This is a genomic window from Vreelandella sp. 162(4c), from assembly GCF_058152265.1.
The window spans coordinates 4,257,582-4,276,182 of sequence record NZ_CM176981.1 but is presented as its reverse complement, the minus strand read 5'-3'; the positions used below and the strand labels follow the sequence as shown (position 1 = coordinate 4,276,182).

Here is an 18,601-nt window from a genome sequence, read left to right as displayed (position 1 = left end):
AGGATTACAAGGATAATGACGGCCCCTGTCTCTCCCTCACTTCTCGCGCCCGTGGCTAACGGGCTCGTTGAGGATTACTTACACCAGCTAGGCAAGGGACAGCCCGGCACGTTCGACGCCATGCTCGATGGCCAGGGGCAGTTACGCCCTGGCTGGCAGAGCTTACTCGGCTCATTGGAGGGCCTGGGCCCGACGGGTCGTCACCAGCAGCATGACGAGATTCAGCGCCTACTGGCTGAAAACGGCGTAATTTTCAATATGCATGATGAAACCCAGGGGCGTTCGTGGCGGCTCGACCCGCTACCCTGGGTGATTGATGAACCACAGTGGCAAGCATTAGAAGCGGGGCTAATCCAGCGCAGTCGTCTGCTGAGCGCCCTCTACGACGATATCTATGGGCCCAAAACGCTCTTTGAGGCTGGACTACTCCCCACCCAAGAGCTGCTTGCCTCAGCGCATTTATTACTGCCCTGCCACCAGTCGCTGCCCAATGACCGCGCGCCGATTATTTTCCACGGTGTGGATGTGATTCAGGATACTCAGGGCCAGTGGCGGGTGTTGGCAGACCGCCTACAGGCGCCATCCGGTACTGGGCTTGCGCTCGAAAACCGTATACTGATGGCCCGCGCCCTGCCGGATATGTATCGCAATGCGCCCTTAAAGCGGCTAGCGGGGTTTCTTGACCTACACCACCGCACGCTGATCGCCATGGCCTATCAGCATCGCGATAACCCCACGCTTATCTTATTAACGCCGGGGCCGGGGAGCCCACGCTATTTTGAGCACGCCTATTTAGCCAATTACCTCAATATTGCACTGGTAGAAGGCCAGGATTTAGTCGTACGCGATACCCAAGTATGGCTGCGCACCCTGGGCGGTCTACAGCCAGTCGATGTGATACTGCGCCACTGCGACGACGCTTACTGCGACCCGCTGGAACTGCGCGGCGATTCGCAGCTGGGCGTACCCGGGCTACTCCAGGCCATGCGCTCAGGCGGCGTGGCGCTATCTAACGCCTTGGGGGTAGGCATTTTGGAAGCCCCGGTGTTAGCGGACTACTTACCGATGCTGTGCGAGCATCTTCTGGGTGAGACCCTGCTGCTGCCCAACGTCAATGCCACGACGCAGCCAGCCACCGCGCCGGTTTTTGATAGCCACCTACAGCGCCTGGAGCCCACCACGCTCAACCTACGCTGCTTTGTAACACGCACCCCCAATGCCACTGCCAAAAGCAGCACTGCTGCTAAAAATAGTGCGGCTGGCGAGTACCAAGTAATGCCCGGTGGTTTAGCTTGGGTTGGCGAACCTGGCTTGCCATCACTAAGCAGCACCATCGTTAAAGATGTCTGGGTTACGGCAGCCTCTCCTCAGCCCCATGTCAGCCAGCTCCGCCAGGCCCGCGGCCCGGTGGTGGCCACCCGTGACGGCACCGACCTACCCAGCCGAGTAGCCGAAAGCCTGTTTTGGTTAGGCCGCTACGGCGAGCGCTTAGACACCCGCGCGCGACTTCTGCGTGAAGCGCTAATGAGGCTAATGGAGTACGACCAGGATGAGATCGCCGATCAGCTGCTCGATGAACTTCTGCTGGCACTGGATATCACCACGCTAAACGAAGAGGACCAACAGCGACTACAGGCACCTTTGATTGGTTTTGATCTAAAGCGCGCCGCGTTACTGGCGCAGTTTGATGACGTGGATCCCCAGGCCTTACAGCCACTGTTTGCCCAACTAATGCGCAACGCACGCAGCGTGCGTGACCACTTAGGCGATGACTCCTGGCGGGTGGTGCATCAACTGCGTCAGCGCATGGCTACCTTCAACCCCAGCTTGGGGGCAAGCGCGGCGCGGCGCGCTTGCGAAGGGCTGTCTGCTCAGCTAGCCGCCTTCTTCGGGCTGTGTAACGAAACCATGCCCCATCACTACGGCTGGCGGTTTATGGATATCGGCCGCTTCCTGGATCGCGTGCTGGGACTGCTCTCGCTGCTCAAGCTCACCCTCAATGCGCCGCACTCTCCGGGGCTGGCGTTGTGGGAAGTCGTGCTCGCCACCACCGATAACTTTACCGCCTATCGCCGCCGCTACCGCAGTGAGCTTCACCCTGCGGCGATTCTCGATCTACTGCTGTTCGATGAAACCAATCCTCGCTCGGTGGGCTATATGCTCAAGCGCATTGAACGACAGATGGATCGCCTGCCGGGCAGCTCATCGCCCTACCGTAACGCCGAACGGCGGCTATTAATTCAGGCCAATGCGGCACTGCACCTGGCCGACATTGATCGCTTAAGTCATCTAGCCGATACACCGGAGGCACAGGATGCCTTAGAGCAACTGCTGGATGCTTTAATTGACCCCTTAAGCGCGCTTTCTGAAGCCATCAGTCAGAGTCATTTCAGCCACGTGGAGCGGCCACGCCAGTTAGTCAGCATGGAGCCTGATGCATGAACTACACGCTGCGCCATACCACCCGCTACCACTACAGCGCCCCCGTGACGCTGTGCCATAGTGAAGCTCGGGTGCTACCACGTAAAACGCCGCATCAGCACTGTGGTGCCTCGGAACTGCAGATCAGCCCCACGCCGCAGGTACAGATGGAGCGCCGCGATGTATTCGGCAATCGAGTGCTCTATTTCGCCATGGAGGAAGTTCATCAAACCTTGGATGTCACGGTGGTAACGCAGTTGAGTACACACCCCTTAGCAGCGCTACCCACCACCTCAACGACGTGGGAACAAGTCGCTCAGCAGCTTAGCCAGAACAACAGTTTTGACATTCAACTTTACCGCCTCGACTCACCGTTTATTCGCCGTAATGATGAGCTGGCCACCTTTGCCCACAGCTGCTTTACCCCAGGCAGGCCAATAGTCGAGGCGACTCTCGCGCTCAATGAACTGATTCATCAAACCTTCGAGTACGACCCCAGCTTTACCACACTTGCAACGCCGCTAAGCGAAGTACTCGCCAACCGGCGGGGTGTCTGCCAGGATTTTGCTCATCTCGCGATTGGTGCATTGCGTTCGGTAGGTCTTGCTGCGCGCTATGTCAGTGGCTATTTGGAAACCCAGCCCCCGCCCGGGCAGCCACGCCTGATCGGCGCAGATGCTTCCCATGCATGGTTGGCGACCTGGATTCCCGAATGGGGGTGGCTGGCCCTAGACCCCACCAATGGCACCGTGGCCAGTGAACAGCACCCTGTACTGGCCTGGGGGCGAGATTACGCCGACGTAGCCCCGCTAAAAGGCGTCATGAACGGGGGCGGCGAACACCGCCTGGAAGTCGAAGTGGATGTCATGCCACTGGTGGGCTGATGCAAACCAACTCCACCTAAGGTATAACAGCTACATAGTTGGCTTGTTCAAGGAAGACTCGATGCAGCAAGGGGGTGGGGATGGAAAAAACGTCGGGCATGCGCCTCTCTGGGCATCCCAGATCCTGCTTCTGGGCTGTTTTCTGGTCTTGCTATCGGGTGCCGTCGAACAGTTTTACAAGCCACATTTCACCGAGCTGCAACAGACCGATGAAAGCCTGAAAAGTCTTTCGAGTCACTACGCTTTCGCGCCACTCCCCACCAAGCTACGAATAAGAAACGATGCCACCAAGCGGCAGGTAGATAAAGAGCTTTTGAAGGCCATCGAATGGTCAGCCGACGATCCCCCTCCCGTTAGCTTTTTCGCCTCGCTGCATTCAGCTATCTCCCACCAGGCAATTCTTGGCCGTGTCGTTTCAAACGACACCAGCGGCTGTGCCCTCCTTCTTCCCCCCGGTCGGGCACCGCCTATCCTCGCAAAGAGCTAACTACGTAGTTGTTCAGTTATTCATTAGTGGCACCGCTTTAGAGACACGCTGCCATTCAAACTATCAGTACCTTTTTAGAAGGGTTCTCCGTTTATGTTTCCCGTTGACAAGCTCATTTTACTTGCTGCGATTTTGATATTGGTGGGCATTGTATCGAGCAAATTATCTGCCCGCCTTGGCTTACCTGTCCTGGTTCTGTTCTTGGTCATTGGCATGCTGGCCGGTGAGAGTGGTATTGGAGGGATCGCCTTCGACAACCCAGCGGGGGCACATGCCCTAGGCACGCTGGCGCTGGCAATGATCCTCTTTGACGGCGGGCTTCAAACGCCTACCTCATCGATTCGAAAAGTCTGGAAACCCGCCTCCCTGCTCGCCACTTTCGGGGTGTTGATCACGGCTCTAATCACCGGCGTGGCAGCCGCCTACATTCTCGACTTACCGCTGCTGGAAGGCCTGCTGCTAGGGGCTATCGTGGGCTCCACAGATGCCGCAGCGGTATTTTCGCTGTTAAGAAACGCCGGCATACATATCAATAAAAAACTGAAATCCACGCTAGAGATCGAAAGCGCCTCAAACGACCCGATGGCTATTTTCCTTACCGTCGGGTTGCTGGAAGTGCTGGTCAATGGCATGAAACCAGGCATGGGGCTGCTTGAGCTTTTCGTCATGCAGATGGGCGTAGGGGGCCTGGTAGGGCTTGGCGTAGGATGGGCATCAGTCAAGATCATTAACCGCATCCATCTGGTGGCCTCGGGCCTTTACCCGGTAATGGTGGCCGCGTGTGGCTTCCTTTCCTTTGGTATCTCAGCCAACGCAGGGGGGAGCGGATTCCTGGCCATTTTCCTGACCGGGGTGTTCATTGGCAACCACCGTATCGCCTTTCAGCGCAGCACATTCCTGTTTCATGATGGGCTCGCCTGGCTAAGCCAGATCGTGATGTTCGTGGTATTGGGGCTGCTGATAAACCCGGTGTCTCTGCTGGATGTATGGCTGGAAGGGCTGGTGATTGCTGCGGTACTGATTTTGGTTGCCCGGCCAATCGCCGTGTTGCCGGTCATGAAACTGTTCGGCTTCAATGCCCGTGAAGCCAGTTTAGTGGCCTGGGTAGGCCTACGTGGTTCCGTCCCTATTATCCTGGCTATTTTTCCGCTGATGTTTGGGCTGGAGGGTGCAGAATTAATCTTCAATGTGGTGTTTTTCGTGGTGCTGATCTCGGCAACCATCCAGGGCACCACTCTGCCAGTGGTGGCCCGCAAGCTGGGATTGACTGAAAAACCGCCAGCGGTACCGGCGGCCAGCCTTGAGATTACCGCGCTGGAAGAGGTAGATGCCGATATTGTGGAGTACACCCTGAGCGACCATCCACGCGCAGCGGGTCGGCGGCTTTCACAAATGGCACTACCCGATACGACGGTCGTCGCGATGATTACCCGGGGTAAGGACGTAATTCCCCCGCGAGGCTCGACAGAGCTAATGGCTGGCGATCACCTGTTCGTGGTGCTGCGTCCCGAGACGAGGCCGTTTATCGACTGTGTCTTTTCAGATGCGGTGGGCGTGGTCAGTGAAGAGCTGCCCGATCAGGAGCTAAAGCTCAAGGGCAGTACAAGGATAGACGATTTACGCCACTCGTATGGCGTGTTGATCGAAGGAGAGGATGGCCAGACGACTCTCGACGCACTGCTGCGCAATACACTCTCCAGCCAACCGGAGATAGGCGACTCACTTCAGCTCGATGGCATCATGCTGGCGGTACTGGCGACACTCGGTGGCCGTATTACCACGGTTGGCTTGACGGTGCAGGACAAGCCTGACCAATAAGCGTCTTATCCATACTTAGCCTCGCAAGAGGCTAAGTACCAGTGTTCAAGTCGAGGCCGTCTCGTAAGCGGCCTTGAGACGATAGAACTCTTCTACAATAGCGGCCATTTCATCGGCGTCATAGTCACAAAGGCCGCTCACTACGAGCTTTTTGGAACCCACCCCTACGGCCTCCCCGGCGGACTCAATAGAGAACTCCAGCAGTGCATCGGCGCGTTTACCGTGCACCTCCAGCGAAGAGTGGTTCAGCGTCAAGCCCGGTGCAAAACCATCCAAGCGCTCGAGTGAAAACCCCATGCTATCGTAGATCACCAGTGGACGTTTGGGGTTAAACATGACCCCGTGCTCTTCCATCAGCGGTTTGAGATAGTGCGGAAAGTTTTTGCCTGAAAACGCGACATAGCAACGCGCAAAGGCTTCCACCACCGCAGGATCGTGGGTAATGTCACCACTACGCACCACCTGTAAGTAACATTTGCCGCTCTCATCACAGACGTGAAGTGCACCGTTGTCTGCTTCGCTAAACTTAAGCGGCGTATCAGCGCCCACCATGTTGGTGAAGCGAAATTCCATTTGCCGCGACAACCCAAACTTTGTGAGTATCAGTACAAACAGTAGATCACCGGGCACACAAAAACGGCGTGCATCCGGGTTATGAATGGGGTTGTAGTCACCCGCCACGCCTTTGGCGAAGCGACTGGCCTGCTCTGCGGAGATCACTACATACTCTCCGCGCTGCGCGTAAAAATCCTTGAACATGGCGTTTGTTGCCTGCCTAGCGTTGAAATCGAAAACCCGTCACTGCCCAACGCCGCGCATAATGCCATAAAACACGCCCCAACAGGAGTTATCTGCTAGGGAAGCCACTATGTCAGACGCGAACACTCGTAAAAATCGCCTACCTCGCCTGCTGCGAAGGGCGTTGGTTGGCCTACTGTTTATCCTCTTTACCTGGGTGGCGGGCAGCTATTGGCTGCTTAACAGCCAGTGGCTGCCCGAGCGCATTTCACAATTCGAGGGCATCGACATCCGCTGGGAGCAAGGCGTTAGCCGCCACCCAGGCCGCTGGGAAGTAGAGGGACTCTATCTCGCTCGTGAAGATGAAGCACTGCCCATCTCAATTGAAGCCGAACGCGCCACCCTTTCGCTCTCGCTAATGGCTCTATTACGCGGCGAACTGCATATCGACACACTCGATGCCGAGGGTATTCGCCGCCTGACCGTTGGTGACATCGCGCTTGAAGCTGACGGCCAGCTGCAGGTAACGGAGACCACGCTAAGTCGCGACACCCTAGCGATTCCTAACGTTTCCCTCGCCATTACCAATGGTCGTTTAGTTCGCTTGAGTGATCAAGAGACCTTAGTGCGTGATATTAACCTTAACGCTGATGCAACGCTCAATTCGATAACTCCTGTCGACGCTACCAGCGGCGAGCTGAACCCCAACCTACTAGCAGCGCTCTCAGCGCAGCTTCAGTTGGATGCCCAGGCGGATGCCTGGAATGTCTTTATGCCCTACCTAGGCACCCTGCCCTGGCTAACCATTGAAGGGCGCGGGGCGCTAACTGGAGCACTGGAGCTCACCGCAGGAGAATTACAGCCCCGGCAGCAAGCTTATACTGAACGCGCCCCTGCTACGCTTAGCGATTGATGAGCAACGTTTACATGCGCCGACTGACTCGCCGCGCTGGATACTGGCGGATACCCCTCCGCCTCGTCACACGGCTACGGGCGAGGGCCAAGTGCGCTTGTCGGTTGAGAACGATCAACTGCATTTTTCAACGCAGCTGGCCGATGTTGAGCTAGCCGACACGCACCCTTACGCAGAGCATACCGAGCTACGCCTTGCGACCCAAATTCCTAATCAGCGACTGGATCAACTCGACCTTCCCACCTCAGCGACACTCGCCTTGCAAGGCGATATCACCCGCCTGGATATGCTGGATCGATATCTTTCGCCCGGTATAGGAGAACGGGGTTCTGAAGGAGAGAGTTCTGAAGGACAGGATTCTGAACGTGAGAACTCTGAACTGGAAGGCATCAGTCTTTCTGGCCATGGGCAAATTGAGGCCTCTGCCAGCATTCGCCAATTGCGCCTTTTTGATGCCCAACTAAGTATTCAAGCAACTGAGTTGATGGCAGATACGCGTGGCTTCATTGCCCGAGGTGGCGGCTCATTAGATGCCCAGCTAACGCCACAAGAAATTATCGAAGCAACGCTTTACTTTGCCAACGCCACGCTGCACCACCAGGAGCGTCTGCTGCTTGACGATGCCGCTATCAACGTCTCGGCATCGAGCCCAGCTGATCCAGAAAAGGCCCGCGAAGAAGCATCCGCGACATTGAGCTGGCAATCCGCGCAACTGCCTAATATCAGCGTTTTACAAACCTACTTAGGCGCCATTTTACCTGACCCCGCGCCACTGCAGTTGCTTAGCGGGAAAGCCGCCAGCCACGGCCAGCTCACCATGGCGTCAAAACAGCTCAGCGGAGAGGTACATTTAGCCGGAAACGGGCTTACCACACGCTGGCAACATGGCGAACAAGTCGGCACGTTAACCAGTGATATGCAGCTTTTCCTGCCTATTCAGCAGGCAGCAATGGATGGCTCAACGCTGAACATCAGCGGCACCCGGTTGAGCTGGCAAGTGGCCGATATCGACCAACCGAGCGAACGCTTAGAGAGCATATTGGTGCTAAATGATGGTCGCTTTCAACGCAGAGGTGACGTACCAAGCGGGCAATTTTCACTCGAGGGAAGCGTGCAACGGCTAGGCTTTTTAAATGCGTTTTTGCCTGACGCCCACGGTTTAGCCATCGCGGGTGAAGGACAACTCTTTTCTCAGGGCGCCTTTCGCGATAACCGCTTGCTGGCACCCACTCGGCTGCGGGTCAACGCCGACCAGTTAGAAGTCACGTTTTTAGATTATCTCGCCACCGGACGGGGCGAGCTCACCGCCCAGTTGGATAGCACCGAGCGGGCCCAGCTCTCGCTTGGCATCCCCCGCTTTGCCTTGAGTCGCCAAGGCGATGATAGCCCGCACCTGGAAGGACGCCACTTTGCTCTCACCACGCAAACCGAGCGCTTTAGCGATGTGCTTGAATCTCCACAGCCCGAGCACTTCACCACGCGCATCGCGCTGCCGATTACCGAGGTGCCCGACTTCACCCGTTACAACCGCTACCTGCCCGAAGGCGCGGGTGTTAGGTTGCTGGATGGGCAAGCCAGCCTGGAAAGCGAGTGGCTGTTGGAAGGATTAAATGCACAGGGCGAACTAACTCTGCGCGCCTTCGGCGCAGAGTTAGTGCTGTTGGATCAGCAGCTTCGCGGCGACGTTCATCTCGACTTACACCTAACCGACGGCGACCTGGAAACGCGTCGTTTTAACGCAGATGACTCATTCTTACGCTTGGAGAACGTTAGCCGACAAAGTGAAAATGGCTCTGCCGATGCCGGTTGGTGGGTAACGCTTTCCATGTTGGATGCGCAATTGGCGTGGGAAGACCCTATTCGTCTCGTCAGCCAGCTCCGCCTTGAGATGCGCGATACCGGTTTACTCGCCCGGCTATTTCTCGCACGCGCAAGGGATAGCGACTGGTTAGGGCGACTGCTAAATGTGCACGATATCGAGGGCACGGCGCAGCTAGAGATCAGCGGCAAGCAGATCAGCCTTAGCGACTTGACGCTCGCTGGTGGCCCGCTGCTGCTGCTTTCCGATGTCGCTCTGGCAGACCGCAGCGCAAACGGCGCGCTCTATGCCCACCTTGGCGTGATTGGATTAGGGGTTGAACTTGAGGACAGCGAACCAACCTTGCATGTTATTCAACCCCGCCGCTGGTTTGACCGCTGGCGGGAGACGAACCGCTCCCTTAATCCTTAGTCTCTAATGATTAGCGTTTTTTGCGCTCACGGCGAATCATCCTCACCCGCTCTTTAGCCTTTTGCGGTGTCGAGAGCGGTGCTGCCGCCTCATCATGGGTTTTCGGCGGCACCGTGACCCAGGCAAACACCGGCAACGCCAAGTGCCAATGGATCGCCGCCAAACGCAGCCCGAGGGTGACGCTTAGTGAGGCGCCAATCGCCATGGTTAGCGGCGCCTCCAGGGCATGCAGCGCCACGTAAACGATTCCCCCAGCCATCGCTGCCGTCGCATAAATTTCTTCGCGAAGCACCATGGGCACTCGCTGGGCCAATACATCACGTATCATGCCGCCTGCTACGCCGGTCATCATGCCCATCAAGACAGCTACCGTTCCAGACGTGCCCAGCAACAGTGCTTTATGAGTCCCAATCACAGTAAACAGTGCCAAGCCAAACGCATCAGCGATCGGTAAAAAGCCCCGCGACAGGCGGTGGATATAGTGGAAGCCCATCAACGACACACCTACGGTGGCTAAAATCACCCACAGGTAGGTTGGATCCGTCACCCAGAACACCGGCCTTACACCGAGCACTAAATCACGCAGCGTGCCTCCACCAATGCCGGTCACCGCTGCCAGCACCAGCATACCTATAGGATCCATGCGCGACCGGCACGCCAAAATCACGCCCGAAAGCGCGAACACGATGACACCCGCCATATCCAGCCAATAGACCACGCCCGACAACACGCCCTTCTCCTTTTTTATGCTCGCTATCTTTAAAGGCAGGCAGGATAGCACCCTTCAGAGGATATGCTCGCACCCAAAAACACGCTTGCGACCTAAGCAAGATAAGTTCACATAATTAGGTTACGCTGACCGAATTGTCATTAACACTTGCATTCACGACGGAGTAACACTGCTATGGACTGGAGCCCGGCTTATAGCTGGTTGGTACTCGCCTTACTATTAAGTTTGGCAGAGCTGACTTCTGGCGCGATGGTGCTGCTAGCGCTGGGTATTGCCGCTGCGCTAACAGCGGCCGTTACAGCGCTAGGATTAACGCTTCCTTGGCAACTGCTTGGCATGGCTATTTTTACCGGGGTACTGCTGCCAATATGCATTATGGTCATTCGCCCGCGCTTCTCCCCCCGCGGCGTTGCTTATGGCACAACAGGCACAGGTGTGGAAAAAGGTAATCGCTACACTACTCTACGCCGGGATTTTGATGATGCCACGGGCATTAAAGTCAACGGCGATTTCTACCGCCTGCGCGTACTTGAAAGCGGTGAAACCGAGCTACCCAGCGGTACGCTGGTCATATTTAAACGATTTGAAGGCACCACTGCGCTAGTCGCATTACATCAGCCTGAAGACACAGCCTTTCAAGATGACAATTCCCAACGCAAGGAGCCTTAACCATGGATCTACCTATAAGCCCCGGCTTATTAATAAGCCTCATTATTGTCGTGATCGCAGTACTGATCATCTCTAAAGGCCTAATTATTATTCGCCAATCGGAAGTAATGGTGGTTGAGCGCCTAGGTTCTTTTCACCGCGTTTTAGAAAGCGGCATTAACATCATCATTCCATTTATCGAACAACCCCGAGCGATCACCATGCTGCGCTATCGCAAAATGGGTGAGGACTATAACGCTATCACCACCGACGAAACCCGCATTGACCGCCGCGAAACGGTGATGGATTTCCCCGGTCAGCCGGTCGTCACCACTGATAACGTTACCGTTCGTATCAATGGCGCGCTCTACTACCAAATCATCGACCCCAAGCGGGCCGTCTATGAGGTAGAGAATATGAGCCAGGCCGTCGAAGTACTGGCGAAAACCACGCTACGTTCAGTGGTTGGTAAAATGGAACTGGATAAACTGTTTGAATCCCGTGCGGAAGTGAATAATGAGATTCAGGCCGCGATGGAAGAGCCTGCTTCCAAGTGGGGGGTCAAAATCTCCCGTGTCGAAGTACAGGATATTGCCATGCCGGAAGAGGTGGAAACCGCTATGCGCCTGCAAATGGCCGCCGAGCGTAAGCGCCGTGCCACCGTCACCGAGGCCGAGGGGGAAAAATCAGCGGCGATTGCCATGGCCCAGGGCCAACGTGAATCCTCGATCCTCAACGCTCAAGGTGACAAAGAGTCGGCCATTCTACGTGCCCAAGGTGAGCAGGAGTCGATTAAACTGGTGCTTAGTGCCATTGGCGATAGTGAAGAGAATAAGCGCACCGTAGTGGGCTACCTGCTGGGCCAGAGCTATATCAAGGTACTACCCAATATGGCGAAAAATGGTGAGCGAGTATTCGTACCCTACGAGTCCTCTGCACTGCTTGGCTCAATGGGCATGTTCCGCGAAATGGCCGGCTCACCAGAAGATACTGTCGCAAACCACCTTAAAAGCCGTAATCACGGTGACAGTGATTTTCGCAGTGGGCTGGTAGGCGGAGCCGCTAGCGGTAACTAAAAGCGTACTTGAGTATTTATATGCTTTGCAAAGCCTGGCCCGAGTGGCCAGGCTTTTGGGTTAAGTGCAGGAAGCTAACCGCTAGCAAGCGTTGAAGAAAACATCACCTAATTAAGGCTCATATTCGTTAAACTCTACGCTTAATGCTCAGCCTCACTTTTATTGTGCACGTAGCGTCGTTAATGATGGCCCCTATGTAGCACTTATTAATAGCAAGATCGCGACCAAGAGATTAGGACGTTCACCATGCCGCCTAGTGGGTTCGCCATTCGCCGAAGCACTCTACTGCTCTTAACGCTTGCGTTACTGTTGGCATATTCAGGCTACCTACTAGCTGATACCTCTCCCAAACCGCTCCATAATTGGGAGTATCGCTGGGGCGACTCTCCTTACGATGCCGATAGCCATCCTCAATGGCTGCAAAGCGACTCGACAGAGTGGCAGTCGATTGACTCCCCTTCGAACCCACCTGGTCGCAACGGGCACGAACACCTCTGGTTACGTACGACAGTGCCCGCCGGTGATTGGAACGATCCAGTACTTTTTATCACCAGTATCAATTTGATTGGGCAAGTTTATCTAGACGATGAACTGATCTATCAATATGGTGAATTTGACGAACAGGGAAAAGGCGATTTTGCGGGCTGGCCATGGCACATGATAGACCTACCAGAAAATGCCGCCGGTCAGACGCTTACCTTTCGCTTTTACTCTTACTACACCAGTATTGGCTTATGGGGCCAAGTCCAGGTAATGGAACGCATTGAGGTTTTAAAGCAAATTATCCATGAATCTGCTCAGGATCTCGGTGTGAGTGCTTTGGTATTGGTGCTCGCTATCCTGGCCACCATTTTCGCGTTAATAGGTCCCGAACGCCGTGGTTTTGGGTCTATTGCGTTGTTTGCTTATGCTTCAGGGCTAATGCTGCTTGCGGAGACCCCAGCCCGTCAACTCATTGCCGATGAGCCATTGACCTGGGACACACTCCGAGCAGCCAGTTACTACACCCTGCCGGTGGCACTGGGGTTGTTACTCAGCTATTGGTTGGAGGGCACCGCTAAGCGCTGGATAACTCTCCTTTGGGTTATTCACTTGGTGTATCTGGTGCTGGCGATTGGTTTGGTTCAATTGGGAGTGCTGAGCCTTTCATTAACCTTCCCCATCTTTGATGTCATGCTGGCCTTAACGCTCCCCATAATGCTGGCACTTGCGCTCATGCGCTTTCAAAAGCTCACCCTTGAACAACGGCTTCTGGTAGTGAGTTTTACTTTTTTTGCCCCGCTGCTACTCGCCGATATGGTGGTCGCCCACGGCTTTGTGGGCTGGCGCAGTGTGCCCTTGAGCTACGGCACACTGGCTTTTTCTTTAGCGAACGCGGCTATTTTTCTGTGGCACTATCGGCATACACAGCAACAACTTGCCATGGCCAATGAGACTCTAGAGCAGCAGGTGGCGGCGCGAACCGCCGACCTCGACCGGTTAGTTCAAGAACTGGAAGGGCTCTCACGCAAAGACCCATTAACAGGCTTGCACAACCGTCGCCATTTCGACACGGCATTCGAGCACCATTGCCAGCGAGCTAAGCAGCATGACAGTCAACTCTCCGTGCTAATGCTGGATGTGGATCACTTCAAACAGATTAACGATGATTTTGGTCATGACGCAGGAGATGCCGTGCTGGTCGAAATCGCCCTGTTATTGCGGCACCACTTAAGAGATTTGGATGTGATCTGTCGCTTTGGGGGCGAAGAATTTGTTGCCTTGCTACCTGCTACCTCCCGAATCGCTGCCGAGACGCGCGCAAAGGCGCTGTTAACATCCATTGCTCATCAGGCATTTATTCATCAAGGCTCTTCGCTGCGGAAAATCACGCTTTCCTGCGGTGTCGCGACATATCCTGATCACACTCAAGACCCTAAGAAATTGCTGCGCCTTGCCGATGAAGCGCTTTATCAAGCCAAGCACAGCGGCCGTAACCGCTGTGTAGTATGGGAAGAGACACTTGAAGAGCAGGGATTTATGCTCGGTAGGCAACAGCCGCAATAACCACTCATGGTATTGGTTAATTAAGCAGCCCCCGACGCCAGGAAGTGATCAATAAACACAGCGTAATCCTGCTCTGTGCAGTCGGCGTAAGCCACCGCCAGTGTTGTAACCACCTCAATAAACAGGTCTTCACGCCCTTTTAATCGTTGGCAAACGGCCTTGGCAAAGCGTGTTGAGTCACCCTGGTTAAGCGCCTGGGCACCGCGCAGGTGTTCACGGGCGAGAATTTCTCCCCACTGCTTTGCCAGTTTTCGATATGACTTACCGCCAGAAAGCTTATGGGTCGGAAAGTCTTTCTTGAACGGCGAGCGCTCACGCACCGAAAACACCTTTCCGTTCATGGTTAGCCAGCCGAGATAGGCATCTGGGTGCTCAGCAATGGCGTGGAAGGCAGCTGCATGACGGATGGCTTCGTTAGGAAACAGCTTACGCCACGCCTGCTGCTGTTTTTTATCCATTAATCGAAATGCTTCTGGAGGTACCTGCTCTTTAACATCCAGGATGATGTCATCGTGCTCGTGCTCGACACCGCCTTCAATCAAGACGTAATAGCGTTCGACACCCAACGAACCGGTGCCTGCATCCAAACGCCGTGCCGTATCTTTGACGCGAAAATGGTGGGGATCACTCTCTTTAATAGCGTGTTGTAGCGTTTGCTGATACTCCTGCTCAATTAAGCGGCGTAGTTGGCTGGCCACATCCGCAGGCAGGTTAGCGAGCTTGCCAGGCCGTTCGGCGAACTGGCGGCCTTTCTGCCCATCTAGGGTCGTCCACTTTTCGAGCATCCGCGCACGGCTCTGCTTATCGGCGACTTTACTCATAAAGGGCTTAAGCAGGCCCTTTGCACTATCAAGGGTCACGGCCTGCACGGGCTGACTATCAACGTGATCGACCAGCGTTTGGTAATAGCCCTCTATTAACTTTTTAAGCGCTTTATCAATCGCTTTTGGATCCAGCTCAGCATTTTCACGAGCATCTAATACGACGCTGATAGCCAGCCGCCACAGGTCATATTGGTAGTCGCCAATCAGCGCATCATCGAAGTCATCCATGCCGTAGCGCACTTGGTCATCGTGGTGACCATAAGCGCCAAAGTTATAGACGTGGGCGTCGCCCTGCAACCAGGTTTGGGTCTCCGGCCAGCCACCAAACAGGGCAAAACGCCAATCGTGCCATACATCATTCCAGTACAAATGATTACTGCCGCGATAAAAGCGGTAGGGCGACGCAGCCATTTTGGCGTACTTGGCTTGGCGGATGGCCGTTGGTAAGGCGTTATTCGCCTGGTGGGTGGCCTCAATCACCTGCTGAGGGCGGTTATGTCCAGTCAATGCATGACTCATCGAATTACCTTTGTTGATGCAAAAAACACTTTAGTACAAAGGTAGTCGATAACCATGAATAGATTAAGTCAGCACTCACACCGCAGCTCGACGTCCCCGTTGGGTAAAACCTCGTGGAGCGGCAATACGAAAGAAGCGCTCCACCACCTCAGCGTGGGTAGCAGGCGTAATCAAAGAGACGGCGACAAATACCGGCAGGTTGAGCATCAGCCCCCAGAAGCCCGCGTGAATACCCATTGGGTGTGGCCAAAGAGTCGTAAACGCCACGGTAATCAGAAAGCCCGCTACGATACCCGCCATTACACCCAAGCGAGAAGCCCGCGGCCAGAAGAACATGCCGATAAAGGCAGGCAGCACCTGGGAGGCAAACCCGAGCCCCACTAACAGAATCATTACCAAACTGCCGGGCTCGGCAATTGCGAGCGGCGCGACCACGAAGAACATAATGGGCAGGATCAGCAGCCGCGCAAGTTTTCCAGTAACGCCATCCGAGAGTTTTAACACCGGCTGAAGCACATCTTTGCTGAGTGACAGCGATACCGAATGAATAAACGGCTCGCTGGAAGACATTGAGGCTGCCAGGGTTCCTGCGCCAAGCAATCCTACTAATACCACCGGCAAGTGCTGCATGGCGTACTCAAGTACCACGGTATCGGCCCGAGCCAGCTCAGGCAGCGAAAAAATGCCGATGAAGCCTACAACAACCATAGGCAGAATAACCACGTAATACGTGGGTAGCCACGTTGCGCTGCGACGAATAGTACGTGCCGAGGAGGCGCTCATCCACTGCGTCCACACCGGCGGCATAAACGAAAACATCGAAACGATGATCGAGGTCGTCCAGAAGCTAAAGCTCATATCGCCGCCTGCGCCGGGCAGAGTGAGAAACTCGCTATGCTCGGCTTGGATACGCTCGAACACGCCCACAAAGCTCAACCCGCCGGTGGCGCTATGAACGGCCCAGAGGCCAACGGCCCAAGCCACAATCAGCATCAACACGCCTTGAAAGGCATTGGTGCGACCAATCGCCCGCTGACCACTGGCATAGAGGTAAACGGCAATACAGGCCAGTACCAGCACGACCCCCAACCAAATCGGAATCAAACCGCCGCTCATCACAAACAGAATATAAGCCGAACCTATGGTCTGCAGCACCGCATAAGCAATAGAGCCGATCGCCATAACAAGCGCCGCCAGTGCGCCTAGCGCGGGGCTCTGGTAGCGGTCAGATATGGCACTTGCCTGGGTCACGTGACCAAACTGCTCACCAAACTGCCACACTTTAGGGCCGAAATACCAAGCGACCAGGGCCAGGTACGAGAGGTAAATCGCTACATAAAACACCGCCACCCCTTTGGAATAAGCCCATCCGGGCGCTCCCATAAAGGTGTAAGCACTCACACTACCGGCGGCTATCAGTAGGTAGAGCGTCACCGGCCCCATGCTGCGGCCCGCTACGCCCCACTCCTCCAAGCTATTCATGGAGCGCCCTGCTCTGGCGCGTAGGCCAATCACCATGGCAATGGCGACATAGGTCAAGGTTATCAACAGTGGCCAAGGGCTATTCATGGTCGTCTCGCTCCACAATGCGATTGCCGATCAGCATCACCACTACACAGGCAAAAATCACCAGGTAGCTCCACACCACTAACAGAGGCAACCCCATCACTAAGGTGGCTCTGTTTACCCAACCAATCACCGGCCACGTTCCCGCCAGCACCAGCACCACAAACGCAATTAACAGACCCCAGCCCGCCCGGGAGGTAGGCAGTACCAATAAACGTTCCATGAGTGTTCCTCTTATTTAACTGCAGCGTTAATCACTGGCAACATCGGCCAGCGCATGGGCAACGCCAAACGCATTTCTAGCTGTCGCGCCAGTTTCAGCACAAAGTGATCTCCAAAGCGCGGGCCAACCAACTGCACGCCTATCGGCATATTGACGGAACTAGCGGAACGGCTAAACCCAGCATTAAGCGAGATCGCAGGCTGCTCGCCCATATTCCACGGCACGGTGTAAGCAATGTGCTCAAAGGGCTGGCGCGGATCATTGGTAGGCGATGGCCACTCGGCTGGGAAGGCGATATTGGGTGTGGTGGGTGAAATCACCGCATCGACCTCATCAAATACGGCTTCGGTGGCGCGTCGCATCGCCATGGTTTGCTGAAAACCATGCACTGCTTCTACGCCACTTAAGTGTGCACCACCGTCGGCCCAGGCTAAAATGGCAGGCAACACTTGCTCACGCTCGTTAGCCGAGAGCTTTAACAGCTCGCCCCACTGACGGGCCTGCCAGAAGTGATCCAGTCCCTCTAACATTTCGCGGGTCAGCACTGGCGCCATCGGCACCAGCGTTGCCCCAGCGGCTTCCAACTGCTTTGCGGCCTGTTCCACGTGGTGGCGAATCTCATCATCCAAAGGTAACCCGCAGCCCGCCTTCATCATCACACCCACTCGCAAACCTTTAACGTCAAGCTCCAGATCCATCCAGTCAATCGTTTCCGGCGGCAGACGCATCGCATCGCGTCGATCTGTGCGGGCAAGCGCCGTCATCATCAGCGCGGCATCCGCTACGCTTCGGGTCATTGGCCCGGCACAGCGGCCTACATAATAAGGGTCTATCGGTACCCGGCCCAAAGTGGGCTTAAAGCCGACGACACCACACCACGCCGCAGGAAGGCGTATCGAGCCACCAATATCGGTGCCCACATGCAGTGGCCCAAGCCCAGCAGCGGCGGCAGCGCCCGCGCCCGCGCTTGAACCGCCGGTATTACAAGCTAAATCCCATGGATTGCGGGTCAAACCATGAAACGACGAGAGCCCGGATGAGAGCATGCCAAAGTCGGGGCAGGTAGTTTTCGCCAGCAGCAGAGCGTTATCTTCCGCTAAACGAGCAGCGGGGGGAGCGTCTTCGCTGGCAACGGGCTGCTCACCAAGCCCGGTTCCCCCCGGCACTGGCATCCCTTTCGTTGCAATCAGCTCTTTAAGGGTGATTGGCACGCCATCCAGCGCGCCGCTAGGTTGCCCCCTAGCCCAGCGCTGGGTGGAGGCTTCGGCTGCTTTAATGAACGCATCAGGTTGATAGGCATACAGCGCATTGATGTGCGGCTCCCAGGCGTCGATATGCTCAACCAAGGCGCTGGCTACTTCAGTTGGCGAGAACCTATAAGCTCGGTAGCCATCAATTAATTGGATGGCGGTGAGTTGGTGTAGTTCAGGCATCACATTACCTTTTGCTGTTGTTATCAGACTGACGTTATCAGGCTT

General features: G+C 55.4%; 13 protein-coding genes and 1 pseudogene. 8 read left to right on the top strand and 6 right to left on the bottom strand.

Translation table 11 applies throughout. The features are described 5' to 3' along the window. Window positions 1-15 precede the first annotated feature (15 nt). From AC4EYZ_RS19650 to AC4EYZ_RS19635, 4 genes are all read left to right on the top strand, one after another. Window positions 16-2,442 carry a circularly permuted type 2 ATP-grasp protein gene (locus AC4EYZ_RS19650; protein WP_174788183.1) on the top strand — a complete coding sequence of 809 codons (2,427 nt, stop codon included), beginning with the start codon at window positions 16-18 and terminating at the stop codon, window positions 2,440-2,442. Continuing rightward, window positions 2,439-3,305 (top strand): transglutaminase family protein, encoded by an 867-nt coding sequence (locus tag AC4EYZ_RS19645; protein ID WP_022522531.1) that lies wholly within the window; start codon window positions 2,439-2,441, stop codon window positions 3,303-3,305. The genes AC4EYZ_RS19650 and AC4EYZ_RS19645 overlap by 4 nt, the downstream gene beginning before the upstream one ends. A 61-nt stretch (window positions 3,306-3,366) precedes the next feature. Further along, complete coding sequence (locus tag AC4EYZ_RS19640; protein ID WP_027960031.1) at window positions 3,367-3,792, top strand: hypothetical protein; 426 nt, start codon at window positions 3,367-3,369, stop codon at window positions 3,790-3,792. 93 nt (window positions 3,793-3,885) lie between these two features. Further along, window positions 3,886-5,610 carry a potassium/proton antiporter gene (locus tag AC4EYZ_RS19635; protein WP_009288207.1) on the top strand — a complete coding sequence of 575 codons (1,725 nt, stop codon included), beginning with the start codon at window positions 3,886-3,888 and terminating at the stop codon, window positions 5,608-5,610. Between the two features lie 45 nt (window positions 5,611-5,655). Here AC4EYZ_RS19635 and AC4EYZ_RS19630 read toward each other — a convergent pair whose 3' ends face one another. Beyond that, window positions 5,656-6,369: a DUF3581 family protein gene (locus AC4EYZ_RS19630; protein ID WP_009288206.1), complete on the bottom strand. Its 714-nt coding sequence runs from the start codon at window positions 6,367-6,369 to the stop codon at window positions 5,656-5,658. Window positions 6,370-6,478: 109 nt separating this feature from the next. Between AC4EYZ_RS19630 and AC4EYZ_RS19625 the strand changes: the two are divergent. Further along, window positions 6,479-9,491 (top strand): annotated as a pseudogene (locus tag AC4EYZ_RS19625) (AsmA family protein). A 10-nt stretch (window positions 9,492-9,501) separates the two neighbouring features. Here AC4EYZ_RS19625 and AC4EYZ_RS19620 read toward each other — a convergent pair. Next, window positions 9,502-10,218, bottom strand: a complete 717-nt coding sequence (locus AC4EYZ_RS19620; protein ID WP_082116921.1) for a trimeric intracellular cation channel family protein — start codon at window positions 10,216-10,218, stop codon at window positions 9,502-9,504. A gap of 177 nt (window positions 10,219-10,395) precedes the next feature. On the opposite strand from AC4EYZ_RS19620, the gene AC4EYZ_RS19615 reads away from it, so the two are divergent. The 3 genes from AC4EYZ_RS19615 (at window position 10,396) to AC4EYZ_RS19605 (ending at window position 13,991) form a co-directional block, all read left to right on the top strand. After that, window positions 10,396-10,890, top strand: a complete 495-nt coding sequence (locus tag AC4EYZ_RS19615) for an NfeD family protein (protein ID WP_027960029.1) — start codon at window positions 10,396-10,398, stop codon at window positions 10,888-10,890. A 2-nt stretch (window positions 10,891-10,892) separates the two neighbouring features. After that, window positions 10,893-11,945 (top strand): SPFH domain-containing protein, encoded by a 1,053-nt coding sequence (locus AC4EYZ_RS19610; RefSeq protein ID WP_141440821.1) that lies wholly within the window; start codon window positions 10,893-10,895, stop codon window positions 11,943-11,945. A 246-nt stretch (window positions 11,946-12,191) separates the two neighbouring features. Continuing rightward, window positions 12,192-13,991 carry a GGDEF domain-containing protein gene (locus AC4EYZ_RS19605; protein ID WP_009288201.1) on the top strand — a complete coding sequence of 600 codons (1,800 nt, stop codon included), beginning with the start codon at window positions 12,192-12,194 and terminating at the stop codon, window positions 13,989-13,991. Window positions 13,992-14,011: 20 nt separating this feature from the next. Here the strand turns inward: AC4EYZ_RS19605 and AC4EYZ_RS19600 are convergent, their stop codons facing one another. From AC4EYZ_RS19600 to AC4EYZ_RS19585, 4 genes are all read right to left on the bottom strand, one after another. Beyond that, a complete protein-coding gene (locus AC4EYZ_RS19600; protein ID WP_041158261.1) occupies window positions 14,012-15,334 on the bottom strand; it encodes a DUF2252 domain-containing protein in 1,323 nt (440 codons plus the stop codon). Window positions 15,335-15,409: 75 nt separating this feature from the next. Continuing rightward, a complete protein-coding gene (locus AC4EYZ_RS19595; RefSeq protein WP_041158262.1) occupies window positions 15,410-16,903 on the bottom strand; it encodes a sodium:solute symporter family protein in 1,494 nt (497 codons plus the stop codon). After that, window positions 16,896-17,123, bottom strand: coding sequence for a hypothetical protein (locus tag AC4EYZ_RS19590; protein WP_027960159.1), 228 nt, complete (start codon window positions 17,121-17,123; stop codon window positions 16,896-16,898). The genes AC4EYZ_RS19595 and AC4EYZ_RS19590 overlap by 8 nt, the downstream gene beginning before the upstream one ends. An 11-nt stretch (window positions 17,124-17,134) precedes the next feature. Continuing rightward, the gene (locus tag AC4EYZ_RS19585; RefSeq protein ID WP_041158263.1) at window positions 17,135-18,556 is read right to left on the bottom strand and encodes an amidase; all 1,422 of its coding nucleotides are present in this window, start codon (window positions 18,554-18,556) and stop codon (window positions 17,135-17,137) included. Window positions 18,557-18,601: the final 45 nt, after the last annotated feature.